Here is a 12,926-nt window from a genome sequence, read left to right as displayed (position 1 = left end):
AAATAAATTATAAAAAATGAATCTACACGAATTGTACATCACTTGGGATCCATCCAAAGATCTTAGCTTAGGCTTTTTCACTCTGCACTATTACAGTTTGATGTTTGTGATAGCCTTTGGTCTGGGCTATTATGTGATGAAAAAAATATTTGACAGAGATAGTGTTAATGAAAAATACTTAGAGCCTCTTTTCACATGGACACTAGTGGGGACGATATTTGGAGCACGATTAGGGCATGTTATTTTCTACCAGCCGGAGCTTTTCAAGCAAGATTTTTGGTCTGTATTTTTACCCATAAGAACCAACCCCACTTTTGAATTTACCGGCTTTTCTGGTTTAGCCAGCCACGGTGCTACTATTGGGCTTATATTCACTACACTTTATTATAGTCTGAAAATCATTAAGAAAAATCCTTTTTGGGTCTATGATCGTCTGGCGATTGTCGTTGCATTGGGTGGCACATTCGTTAGGATTGGAAACTTTTTTAATTCCGAAATCGTTGGAAAACCGGCCCCGGCAGACTCACCTTTCGCTATACTTTTTCCCCAGCAAAGCTTAGAATATGGACCTATAGTACCACGCTATCCAGCACAGTTATTTGAGTCCGTAAGTTACTTCATTCTATTCCTTATACTATGGACTATCTACCGTAAAACAAACAAGAAATACCAACAAGGCTGGATTTTTGGATTATTTTTTGTGATTCTATGGGGAATTAGGCTTGTAGTAGAGTTTTGGAAAGCCCCTCAAGGCAACGAATTTATTCATACCGACGGACTGAATACCGGGCAAGTACTCTCTATTCCTTTTATGATAGCGGGAATGGTTATTATGTTTTTGTCTAAAAAATTCACCATTACCCCAGAAGAAAATTCTAAACTTTAACTAACTTAAATATTTACATTATGAAAAAAGTATTATCACTATTGTTTGTAGCATTTGCTATGATTTCGCTAATTTCGTGTTCAAGTGACAAGCCGGAGGATGCGGCTAAAAATTTCTTCGAGAATATGAATAGCGGTAACTTTACCGAAGCCAAAAAGTATTGTGACAAAACAACCGGACAGATGCTGGATATGGTCATCACAATGTCCGGCGGAGAAGAAAAAATCAAAGAAAAGTTAAAAGAAGAAAAGAAAAAGAAAGAAGAATTCATATTTGTAAAAACCGAACTAAAAGGTAAAAATAAAGACGAAGCGGTGGTCTATTATAAAACAACTGCCAATGCAAAAGAAAGTACACTTCAATTGAAAAAAATAGATGGTGAGTGGAAAGTCTCTATGAGCAAAGAAGAAAAAGAAAAAAATAAAGATACAATGTCCTAATCCACAAAATTAAAATATGAACTTATGAAAATACTCAAAGGCATAAAGCGGATTTTGATTATCCCAATAGTTTTGGGTATTTTTATTTTCATCCTATGGAAAGGCTTTTTTTGGTTCGACAAAAACCAAGAAGAAAAATATGTAAAATCAGAAAAGCATATCTGTAGATTATCATCCAAGGATATTTCAAAATTAAAAGATGGTGATGTTATTTTAAGACGAGGCTATGGCTATATTAGTAATATCATCGCCCAAAATCTGAATAATGGCTCTTACGATGTTACCCACTCCGGTATTCTCTACCGAAAGCAGAATCAATGGTATGTAATACATTCCCTATCAAGTGATGTAAGCCCTATAGACGGGGTGCAAGAGCAACTTCTATCTGATTTCTTAGAGTACTCTCAGCCTGACAAAATTCTTGTCGTATCTGCCCCCAATATTACAAATACCCAAAGAAGCCAAATCGTAGAAAGAGCAAAGTATTATTTAAGAAAAAAAATCCCCTTTGACCATAGTGGGAAATATGACGACGCTTCTCAGCTCTATTGTACAGAACTCGTATGGCAAATATTTGATAATGATCTACATATAGCCAAAACTCCAAAAGAAAACTCTGAAAGAAAAAAGATTTTTTACTCTATGAAAGGACTCTACGACCCCAAATATTTTGAAATTGTAGTTGATAAATATCATAAATAATATTTTTTCCATTACCTTTGTCAAGAATAATCAAAAATATAAAACATGGGATTCGTTAAAGAATTTAAAGAATTTGCCTTTAAAGGCAATGTTATAGATCTTGCAGTAGCAGTGATTATCGGAGGTGCATTTGGAAAAATTATAGATTCTTTGGTCAAGGATATCATTACTCCGGTTTTACTTAATCCTGTACTTAATGCTGTAGGTGCAGATAATATCGCAAAACTTAATTGGCATGGTATTGCCTATGGAAACTTTGTTTCTGCAGTGATTAACTTCTTATGTATTACTTTAGTCTTATTTATACTGATAAAAATAGCTAATAAAGCTAAGAAAGAAGAAGCACCGACTCCACCGGCAGGACCAAGCAACGAGGAAAAACTTCTTATGGAAATTAGAGATTTATTAAAAAAATAATATTCCAGCATATAAAAGAACAAATGACTATCAGATATTGGTAGTCATTTTTTTTAAATTTTTTACACAAAAATATAGTACTTTTGCATATATCTAAAGCTTAATGAAAGGACTCAACAAGATTTTATTTTTCCTGCTTTTATCTTTCTCTAAGGCTCCCCTTAGAGTACTTTATGTATTTTCGGATATTATTTTTGTGTTGCTCTACTATGTATCCGGATATCGTAAAAAAGTGGTTATGAAAAATCTAAAAAATTCTTTTCCGAACAAAACTAAACAAGAACTAAAAAGCATTCAAAAAGCATTTTATAAAAATTTTTCGGATTACATTGTAGAAACGCTTAAATCTTTCACGATATCTGATACAGAGCTAAAAATACGGGTGCAGCACCTTAACCAACATTTGTTTTCGGAAGCCAAAGCTGAAGGAAAAAATGTAATAATGCTTGCCGGACATATTTTCAATTGGGAGTGGATCAATGCCTTAGCAACAGTACTACCTCAGTCTAAATGTTTCCCTATCTACCGTAAAATACAAAATTCTTCTTGGGAAGAAAAAATAAAATCTATGAGAAGTAGATTTGGCAACACCCCCATAGAAGCCCACCAGGTAGTAAGGCATATGGTAAAAACGCCTAACGACGGAGATGCCGCCTATATGTTCATTGCAGACCAATCCCCTTATGTATTAGACATACACTACGGACTAAATTTTCTCAACCAAAAAACACCTGCTTTTATAGGATACGACAGGCTTTCTACAAAAATGGATTTGGTTTTCATCTTTTGCGAAATGAAGAAAGTAAAACGAGGACATTACCAAGTAACTTACCAAAGAATTTATCCTGACAACGACTACTTCGAGCAATATGAAGTGGTCAAAAAATTCCACAGACTTTTAGAAAACACCATACGAAAAGCCCCTTCCAATTGGCTATGGAGCCACCGCAGATGGAAATACCAAGATGCCGTCAAAAATATGGAAGAACCCCCTATCAGCTGAATTTCCTCCGCCGCCACCAGAAGAATATCCCCGTAAATCCTCCTACAAGGAATAACGGTAAAAGAAGATTAAACCACTGCCAATAATTCTTTTCCTCTGCTATACGCTGCCTATCCAATAAACGAGCTTCGATGGTTCTATTTCTCAATAATGTTAAATTATCATCATCTAAAAGCCAATCCAATCCATTCCTTAGAAATTGTGCATTGCCATACTGCTGATTGGTAAGCAAATCGACACCTAACGGCAACGCCTTACCTCTTAGTACAGCATTCCTCCCCACATCGCCATCTGCCACTATTATCATTTTGTTTTTAGAACTTTGCGAGTGAAAATCGGGATAAGACTCCCGCTCTACCCTACTCACATACCCCGACTGAAATTTTCCACTAAGAGCTACGGCAAATATCTTCGGACGCGTAGGGCGCTCCATCACCCCTAAAGAATCTGCATTCACGATTTCATTAAGCGAAACATAGTTGGGCACTGCCTTTTCGGTCGTTCTGTCGCTTGACTGGAAGAGGATTTCAGTTTTTATATTAGCTCTGCCTAAGGTATCAATAGAAGTGGGAAATTCAAATTTTACAGGATTTATATTTTTGGTAATAGGATTATCATCATCGGCTATTCCCAAAGGAAAATAAGGCCACAAAAAGTTTTTGTACTGGGGATTCCCTTGTATCTCTCCGACACTCAGCCTTTTCAAAGCAGTTTTCTTAAAATCTTTTACTAAGGCAGGGGTAATTCTTATGCCAAAATTAAAAAAGAAATCCGTCATATTAATATCCATAGAATACGCCATAATTTTTTTGGACTGAAAGAGCGTATCCATTTCCGCATTTACCGCATCTATCATCCAGAGGGTTTTACCTCCATTCATTATATATTGGTCCAAAATAAGTTTTTCCTCATCGGTAAAAGGTTTTCTTGGCTTCGCTATGACCAGGGCGTTCATCTGTTTCAGTTTTGGTACATCTGCCATAGATAGCGTTTTGCCATTCGTTGGAATAATAGGTCCTGCATTATAATTCTCCAAAGCCATATCCATAAATCCCTGAAACTCCGTCGGTTGCAGTTCATCTTGATTAACCAAAATTCCGATATTTTTTTTACGATTCTCGGTAATAGATTTTATATTAGTAATAAGACTATATTCCAAACTTTCTATAGATTTATTTATCTGATTGTCTGCATCCAGCCCCATCTGCTGTACAACCAAAGGAACAGAAATGCCGTAGCCGTTGTACTTAATAGCTGCATACGGGAAAATCACTATTTCTGAAATTTTTCCATCCTTCACATTCGGTAAAATAGAAGGCTGCATCCCCATTGCCACCAGCGTATCTTTAGAGATTTTTGTAGCAATAGGATCTATAAATTTGTAATCAATATTATTATTAATATCCTTAAACTCCTCCAGCATAAAACGGGTTTCGTTCTGTAACTGTTTGAATGACGCAGGAAAATCACCATCCAAATAGACTTCTATTTTTAATGGCTTTTTTATTGATTTAAGAATCCGTACAGAGGCGTCCGATAGCGTATAACGATGCTCCTGAGTGAGGTCAAATCTTTTCCTGAACAGTCCCAATGTACCTACGATAAGGAAAAGACCAAGTACGATATAAAGAATTTTATGTTTGAGGAAGGTATTCATCAGAAGATTATTTCTTTTTGTTAATGAAAAAATTAGCGAAAATTAAACTAATCAAAATAACGAGTAGAAAATAGCAAACATCTCGAGTGTCTATCAACCCTATGGTAAAGGCATTGAAGTGGTAATAAAACCCTATATTTTCTAAGATATAGTCCGCACTGCCTAACAGCTTGTAACTTGCCAACTGAGGGATACCATAGAACAAAATAAAATTGATAAATACACCAAAGAGATAAGCCGTAATTTGATTAGAAGCAAAAGACGATGCAAAAATGCCTATTGCAGAATAGCTGCATATCAATACTATCAGTCCGAAATAGCTTCCCAATGTCATTCCAAAATCTATACTCCCCCGAACTACCCCCAGCGTGTCTATCGTATAGAGGTAAACGAAGGTAGGAACCAAACAAAACAACCCCATAATACATACCGACAAATATTTACCTAAAACAATCTGCGAAGTCTTTACGGGCTGTGAAAACAGCCATTGCAGCGTACCGGACTGCTGCTCCTCGGCTAAAGTCTTCATCGCAAGTGCCGGCATAATAAATAGAAGCAACCACGGTGCCAAAAAGAAAAAACTCTGTAAAGATGCCGTACCTATCTCGAAAATATTAAAATCATTATCAAAAAAGAAAAGAAACAAGGAACTAATTAAGCTAAATGCCGCGATAATCACCCATATGCCCCAATTCCCTAAGTACGACCAAAGTTCTTTTTTCAGTATAGAAATCATTTTTTATAAATAAATCCGTTGTTATTTTTTATTTTTATTAACCATCTTTACCGTCAGCATAATGACTGTTACAATAACGATAAATCCTACAATCAATTGCCACCAATACATTAGTGCCAACCCTTTGAGAATTACCGTAAAGACTACTAAAAACAAAATAAAAGTAGCTATCTCATTAGCCTGTCTTAGTTTAATATTACTCAATGGTAAATCTCTACCACATAATGCTTTAAGCTCTAAAATTTTCTTCCAGCACCAATAATGATATGCCCCCAATCCGAGTAAAAAAGTTAACTTAAGATGAAACCAAGGCATCTTTAGCAAAGCTGGATTCAAAGTAATCATTGCTACACCAAACATAAACATAAGAACGCCTGCCGGAAGTGTAATGATATTCCACAAACGCCTTATCATAAAGAGATATTGCTCCCTTAATATTGTTTTTTTAGGCTCCTCACAGATATCTGTATCCTTATAATAAACAAAAAGCCTTACCAAATAAAACACTCCTGCAAAATAGCTGACTACAAAGATTATGTGTAATGATTTTATGATAAGATAGTCCATAATCAATCATTATAAAATTCAATATAAACCGTTTCTTCTATATGTAGCCCCAATAAATTATTGGCACCGCTATTTCCATCGCTTTTGTAGATGGCTATCTCTATAAGATTTTCATCATTGAATATACCGTAGGCTTTATTTCCTTGATATTTTTTCTCTTCACTCCAGTCAGAAATCATTTCGGTATAGTGATTATAAATTTCTGTAATTTTATACCCCCGAGACTTGATACAAAACCGAGAGAAAGGAATCTTTATTTTTTCAAAAAAATTACGGCTGATATTGGTAACGGCATTGTCAAAATTATCAATATAAATCACTTTTCCTATAATCATTTTTCCTGTTTCGTTATAGACCGGTCTCATTGCAGAAACTTCCTTCGGCTCTTTGTATGGACGCCCTATTACCTCAGGAAGACCTCCTTTGTGCAAGTGGACCGCCGCAGGAACAAAAATATCCGTACCTGTAAATTTCACTTCATCATCAAAACGATTATTAACGGTAATCTCAAAAATCTTCTCGGGAACAATATCGTAAAATATAAGCCCCAAAATACCATTATCCGCCGCTATAAAGTAATGTCCGTCTGCTTGATAAAGAATTAACTTCCGATCTTTGTGATAAAAACTATCCACAAAAATGATATGCACCGAGCCTTTTGGGAAATAATGATACGCATTTCTCACGATATATGCCGCCTGTTTAATATCATAAGGCTTTATATTATGCGTAACATCCACGACTTTGGCTTCTATATCCAAAGACAATATACGCCCTTTGATAGAAGCCACTCTGTGGTCTGTCAATCCATAATCTGAAGTAAGTGTGATGACAGGCATTTCCTCTTTTTATTTAGCTCTTACAGTATTTTTGCTACTTCGGCACAAATCCATTCCAACAGCTGTCTATCCTCCTCTGTAAAAGGATTAAGGCTATGAGAATCAATATCTATCTGTCCGATATTTTTTCCATCTTTGATAATAGGCACCACGATTTCTGCTTTTGTAGCAATGGAACAAGAGAGGTAATTGTCTTGCTCCGAAACATCAGGCACTACAAAAGTTTCGTTGGATACTGCTACCTGACCACAAATACCTTTCCCGAAAGGAATTACAGTATGGTCTGTCTCTGCCCCTACATAAGGACCTAAAACAAGTTCTTCCTTATCTCCATTTCGGAAATAGAACCCCGTCCAGTTATAATAAGAAATTTCTTCGTCCAAAAGCTGACATATTTTCTGAAGTTTAGCCTCCGTATTTTGATTTTGGGAGCTATGTATTATCGTTGATATTTTATTCTTAAGTTCTTTCATATTTTTTACAATAAGTCTATAGATTTTTTATAACCAAACATTCCTCTTTCTTTGATAATATCTGCAACTCCCTCAGGCACTTGGTTTTCCCACCCATTTTCACATCTTACTATTTTAGAAAGGATATCCCTCGAATAGATTTCTGAATACGCAGGATTGTGATTTACGATATCCACTATTCTATCATTCAGTTTGAAGTATTTGTACAATTCTTTAAGATTTTCATTTACTTTAAGATTTTCAGAATCAAGAAATTCCGAAGTTTCAGGATCTTTGTATGGGTAGAGATACACCCTCATATCATTCCTAAAGAATTTCCCAAACGCCTCCAATATTCCCCCCGGAAGGTTCTTATAATAAGTTTCATCAAAGACCATCAACAAATTATTAACCCCCATACCTATCCCCAGTTTCTTGATGTTATAATTAAAGAAATAATCTACCAATCTGTAATATTCAGAGAAGTTGGAAATCATCACTGTATAGCCCAATTTTGCCAATACATCTACCCTATCCAAAAAATCCCTTTCGTCTATTTTACCTTTTGCACTAAGATTGGAAGTCGTGATTTCAAAAATAACCACCGTATCCTCTGGTGTACTTTCCGCATCTTTCATAAATAGGTCCAAACCGTTTTCAAACATATCTATATTAACCAGAGTAACAGGTCTGAAACTTCCCCGTACAGCGAATACATTTTTTTTGTAAAGAATATCCGCCGGCAGCATATTCTTACCCTCAGAATTGAAGATAACCGCCTCCGTCATTCCTTTCTTTACCAGCTGAAGACTCATCAACCTATTATCTACATACTCAAATGCCGGACCTTGGAAATCTATCATATCAATCTCTATCTTATCAATAGCGATATCATCATAAAGGCTTCTGATAAGCCGCCTTGGATTATCAGAATGATAGAAAGCCCCATAAATAAGATTTACCCCTAGCTTTCCCAAAGATTCTTGCTGAAGTGTAGAATCATTTTCTTTGAAGCAAATATGAAGGATAACCTCACTATACTCTGCATTTGCTTCATGCTGAAACATCAGTCCTACCCAGCCATGCCCCTTGAATGTTTTATCATAGTTAATAGTAGCCACTGTATTCGCATAAGAAAAATATTTACGATGGGGGGTATCCGTATTATCCAGACGCTCTTCTATAAGGCTTACCTCATGTTTAAGCATCTTTTTAAGCCTGTTTTGGGTCACAAACCTATTTTTTTCTTCCTTCCCATAGATGGCATTACTCACATCTTTATCATATGCAGACATTGCCTTTGCAATAGTATGCGAAGATCCGCCGGCACGAAAAAAATGGCGTACCGTTTCCTGTCCTGCTCCTATTTCTGCAAAAGTACCATAGATATGGGGGTCCAGATTGATAGCCAAAGCTTTTTGCTTTGGGGATAAAATTCTCATTACATCCTGCATCTTATTGAAATTTTTGTAAATTTACCAAAAAGATTGAAAACTGAAAAATGAAGATTAAATTTTTAGGGACAGGAACCTCTCAAGGCATTCCCGTAATCGGCTCCTCACACCCTGTTTGTCTATCCGAAGACCCTAAGGATAAAAGACTTAGGACATCAGCAATCATTACCACAGACGACCATAAAAAAATTTTAATTGACTGTGGTCCGGATTTTCGTATGCAGATGCTCCTTAATAATGAAAAAAATGTGGATGCCGTCCTTATCACCCACGAGCATAACGACCATATCATCGGTCTGGACGATACCCGCCCCATCATTTTCCGAAAAGAAAACTCAATGCCTATCTACTGCCAAAGCAGAGTAGCTGATGCCATTAAAACCAAATTTCCTTATGCCTTTTCGGAAAATCCCTATCCCGGAGCTCCTACATTCTGCATTAACATTATAGAGGATAAACCTTTCCAGATAGGACAAAACACGATAGAGCCGATAAAAGTAATGCACGGAAAACTCCCTATTTTAGGATATAAAATCAATGACAAATTAGCCTATATCACCGATGCAAGCAAAATCGCTGACGAAGAGAAAGAAAAAATCAAGAATATGGATTTATTGGTTATCAATTGTCTAAGAGCAGAGAAACCGCATCATTCGCATTATATTCTCCCAGAAATAATAGAACTAATGAAAGAACTCTCACCCCAAAAATCATATCTTACCCACATCAGCTACGAACTGGGATTTCATCGGCAGGTAGAAGCCTCGCTTCCTGCACCTATACACTTGGCTTTCGATGGACTTGAAGTAAATATCTAATTCTGAACTGTTTATTCCATAAGAAATTAAGAGGTAAGTCAGGCATTCTTTTTTCTTGATTTAATGCTAAAAAAAATAGTATTCCGAATAGGAATTCTCCCCTTTCAGAATACTATTATTAAGTATTATCTCGTAAAATAAAGATTTACTTTTCGATATTCACTTTGTAATCCTCTACTTCTCCATATCTATAAAGACTTGTAGTATATAGAGAACCTTTGAGTGCTCCATCGCAAGATGACGACGAAACAGAGTGGATAGAAGGCCCTACTTTTAGTGCCACTCGGAGTCTTAAACCTCTCTTTCCTATATAGCTGTTATCCGGAACATCGAATTTGTATGTTTCTATTACAGTTTTAACATTTCCATTAGAAGGATCCGGAATGAAAGATTCTACGATTCTCTCGTCTTCACTCATTACACCATCTCCGTTAAAATCTATCCAAGCACTTAATGTTTCGTAATAATCTTCTTCCCCAGGATAAGAGATAGTGATGCTTATTTTGTTATCCTTAGAACCTTTCTTAAGGGCTACTAATTTAGAATCATCAGTAGTATAAGTATTGTATCCTTTATTATTATTGCTAGAAGTATTATCTAAAATAATATTACCATCACTGTCTATGATTTTGACATTAGAGATATATTCAAACTCCGTACTGTTAGCAGCCAAGTCACAATAAACAAAAGGAAGGATTGTGAACTCTTTTGATTCTGAAAACGCCCCTTGAGTACCATCTGAACAAACTTCAGCCAATTGTACTTCATAAGGTACGCTGTCTTTCAACCCACTAATCATATAAGTATTTTCATCGTTGCTTACAGGTGTTATTTCTGTCCATTCACTATCAGATTTTAATTTATATCTGATAACATAGGATTCCGCTTTACCCTTTTGCCAAGTGATTACAAGGTTTCCAGCATCATTTACTTCTACAAATACTTTAGGTGCATTGCCATCACATTCTTTCGGTTTTACGACTTCCAGAGGAGTACTTACAGCATAGAAAACATTACCTATTGAAGATACTCTTACTTGAACATTTTCAGATATTTTGTCTTCCGGGAAATTATAATCATAGCTACCGTTATTCGGTGTACTTTCCACAATGGTTGTCCATGTTTTCCCTTTATCAGTAGTATAATCTATTTTTACATTAGCGACATTGTAAGGCGAATTATTAGTATTAGCAACATCCCATGTTATCTTATTGTCTGATGTGTAAGCCATATATTTGTTGGTTACAGCAAACGGACCATCTTCTTTTACAGATATTTTCTGAGTAGCATAAGACATTTGCTGTTTAGACGGGTCTGGATTATTATCCCTTACCACTACGGAAAATTTCATATCACGAGCGACATTGGATACCGTTTCCCAGCCATCTATGTTTACTAATTTTCCATCCATAACAGATTCCAAAGCTGGGAAATATCTTACCGGATTATTAGAAGGTAAAATAGATCTAAAGTTTGGACCATACAGCTCTTGATCAGAAACATTTGTGATTTTATCATATGCCAAATCATTTTCTTCCCAAGTATAAGTAAGTGGATCGTTTTCTACATCTGTAGCCTTTGCTTTTAAGACAAATGCTGTTCCTTTAGGAATACTATAGCTTGGTAATTTTTCTATTACTGGAGGGGTATTTTCATTAATAGTACTGGAAGTTCCACATTTATCTATATTCTTGTTGTTTTTTATTTGACGTAAACTTGCCACAGAAAAGTATGGATCTGAGTGCTCCTGAACATTAGAATCCGTAATACCAGCATACCCCATAATAGTACTACCAGATCCTGGTTCTATTTGAGCTGAAGTACTTTCTATTCTATAGGTAAATGTATGATTTGCACCAAGCTGATGTCCTATTTCGTGAGCTACATAATCAATATCAAACTCATCACCATAAGGCTTTTGATTCGCCGGAGAAGTAAATCCAGAACCTTTTCCTAATGGTTCTTTTACGGTAGGGCTTATACATACACAGCCTATACATCCCGCATTTCCTCCACCTCCTGAAGCTCCTAAAAGATGTCCTAAATCATATTTATCTTCGCCTAATTTTTCAGTTAATGTTTTTTGAAGCTCTGCATTCCAAGCTCCTCTAGCTCCATCTTTAGCATCTGAATAAGGGTCTGTCGCAGGATCTTCATAGATAAGTTGAGGTGCATCTACCATTACCAAATGTATTGCCAAATCTTTTTCATAAACACTATTGACACGAGTAAGCGTAGCATTTATCTGTTCCAATGCTGCTTCCTTTCCTCCAAAAAATTGCGTATATTCCCCTGTAACAGAAAATGCTATTTTATAAGTTCTGTATATAGTGTCGGAGGCAATATAATCTTTAGATACGGCAGAGATTTTATTTAAAGGCGATATTTTTCCTCTTTTGAAAAGCTTGTTAATATTCTTCTTTGCCTCTTCATTTTCATCGGTAGTACATTCAAAAGGTTTATCTCCTTTCGTTTTATTGGTTTTATAATGAACTCTATATAGGGTTTTATCTCCCATTATACCATCTATAAACTCGTAGGTCCCCCTGTTTAGTATTGTAGATTGGAACTTATTAGGAGACAAGCTCATTCTAATAGTGACATAAGGGTCATTTACAGAAACTCCGGTAAAAGACATTAGTTTGTATTTTTGGGCAAGAGATCCCTCCATTACAGGAAGACTCATTACTCTGAAGGTTTCTATTTTCCCGTTCATTAAAGGTACTTCTATAAGTTTTTCGGTTTTACCTGTAGAAGATTCTTTAACGGAAGTATTAGAAGACTCTAAAGAATTCATCATTCCTTTAACATCTAATCTATAGTATAAATCCTCCGGACGCGTTTGTTCAGCACCAAGGCTAAATGTTTTCTTCCCAGAGACTCTTTTCCAATAAGATTGAGAATAGAATACGGAAAACAAGAGTACGAGAAGTAATGTATATATTTTTTTCATTG

General features: G+C 35.8%; 13 protein-coding genes. 6 read left to right on the top strand and 7 right to left on the bottom strand.

Features of this window, described 5'->3' with window-relative positions; genetic code table 11:
* Positions 1-16 precede the first annotated feature (16 nt).
* The 5 genes from lgt to BLS89_RS01140 all read left to right on the top strand — a co-directional run bounded on the left by lgt (position 17) and on the right by BLS89_RS01140 (position 3,448).
* Entirely contained in the window at positions 17-886 is an 870-nt protein-coding gene (gene lgt, locus BLS89_RS01160; RefSeq protein WP_092735676.1) for a prolipoprotein diacylglyceryl transferase, read from the top strand.
* A gap of 20 nt (positions 887-906) precedes the next feature.
* A complete protein-coding gene (locus BLS89_RS01155) occupies positions 907-1,326 on the top strand; it encodes a DUF4878 domain-containing protein (protein WP_092735675.1) in 420 nt (139 codons plus the stop codon).
* 24 nt (positions 1,327-1,350) lie between these two features.
* Entirely contained in the window at positions 1,351-2,028 is a 678-nt protein-coding gene (locus BLS89_RS01150) for a YiiX/YebB-like N1pC/P60 family cysteine hydrolase (RefSeq protein WP_092735674.1), read from the top strand.
* Positions 2,029-2,073: 45 nt separating this feature from the next.
* Positions 2,074-2,445 carry a large conductance mechanosensitive channel protein MscL gene (gene mscL / locus BLS89_RS01145; RefSeq protein WP_092735673.1) on the top strand — a complete coding sequence of 124 codons (372 nt, stop codon included), beginning with the start codon at positions 2,074-2,076 and terminating at the stop codon, positions 2,443-2,445.
* Between the two features lie 103 nt (positions 2,446-2,548).
* Positions 2,549-3,448: a lysophospholipid acyltransferase family protein gene (locus tag BLS89_RS01140; RefSeq protein ID WP_092735672.1), complete on the top strand. Its 900-nt coding sequence runs from the start codon at positions 2,549-2,551 to the stop codon at positions 3,446-3,448.
* On the opposite strand, the gene gldG is transcribed toward BLS89_RS01140, so the two are convergent.
* Genes gldG through BLS89_RS01110 form a run of 6 tightly spaced genes read right to left on the bottom strand, consistent with a single transcriptional unit; the run spans position 3,441 to position 9,153 of the window.
* Positions 3,441-5,105 (bottom strand): gliding motility-associated ABC transporter substrate-binding protein GldG, encoded by a 1,665-nt coding sequence (gene gldG, locus BLS89_RS01135; protein ID WP_092735671.1) that lies wholly within the window; start codon positions 5,103-5,105, stop codon positions 3,441-3,443. The two genes, BLS89_RS01140 and gldG, sit on opposite strands and share 8 nt — an antisense overlap.
* A 7-nt stretch (positions 5,106-5,112) precedes the next feature.
* Entirely contained in the window at positions 5,113-5,841 is a 729-nt protein-coding gene (locus BLS89_RS01130) for an ABC transporter permease (protein ID WP_092735670.1), read from the bottom strand.
* A gap of 21 nt (positions 5,842-5,862) precedes the next feature.
* The gene (locus tag BLS89_RS01125) at positions 5,863-6,408 is read right to left on the bottom strand and encodes a CopD family protein (protein WP_092735669.1); all 546 of its coding nucleotides are present in this window, start codon (positions 6,406-6,408) and stop codon (positions 5,863-5,865) included.
* A gap of 2 nt (positions 6,409-6,410) precedes the next feature.
* A complete protein-coding gene (locus BLS89_RS01120; RefSeq protein ID WP_092735668.1) occupies positions 6,411-7,247 on the bottom strand; it encodes an SAM hydrolase/SAM-dependent halogenase family protein in 837 nt (278 codons plus the stop codon).
* 20 nt (positions 7,248-7,267) lie between these two features.
* Positions 7,268-7,720, bottom strand: coding sequence for a GAF domain-containing protein (locus BLS89_RS01115; protein ID WP_092735667.1), 453 nt, complete (start codon positions 7,718-7,720; stop codon positions 7,268-7,270).
* A gap of 5 nt (positions 7,721-7,725) precedes the next feature.
* Positions 7,726-9,153 (bottom strand): nicotinate-nucleotide adenylyltransferase, encoded by a 1,428-nt coding sequence (locus BLS89_RS01110; RefSeq protein ID WP_092735666.1) that lies wholly within the window; start codon positions 9,151-9,153, stop codon positions 7,726-7,728.
* Positions 9,154-9,200: 47 nt separating this feature from the next.
* On the opposite strand from BLS89_RS01110, the gene BLS89_RS01105 reads away from it, so the two are divergent.
* Positions 9,201-9,971: an MBL fold metallo-hydrolase gene (locus tag BLS89_RS01105; protein WP_092735665.1), complete on the top strand. Its 771-nt coding sequence runs from the start codon at positions 9,201-9,203 to the stop codon at positions 9,969-9,971.
* Positions 9,972-10,116: 145 nt separating this feature from the next.
* Here BLS89_RS01105 and BLS89_RS01100 read toward each other — a convergent pair whose 3' ends face one another.
* Positions 10,117-12,924, bottom strand: coding sequence for a reprolysin-like metallopeptidase (locus BLS89_RS01100; protein WP_092735664.1), 2,808 nt, complete (start codon positions 12,922-12,924; stop codon positions 10,117-10,119).
* Positions 12,925-12,926 lie beyond the last annotated feature (2 nt).

It is taken from the genome of Riemerella columbipharyngis (genome assembly GCF_900101995.1).
GTDB classification, from domain to species: Bacteria; Bacteroidota; Bacteroidia; order Flavobacteriales; family Weeksellaceae; genus Riemerella; species Riemerella columbipharyngis.
This window is presented reverse-complemented; position numbering and strand designations above follow the sequence as displayed.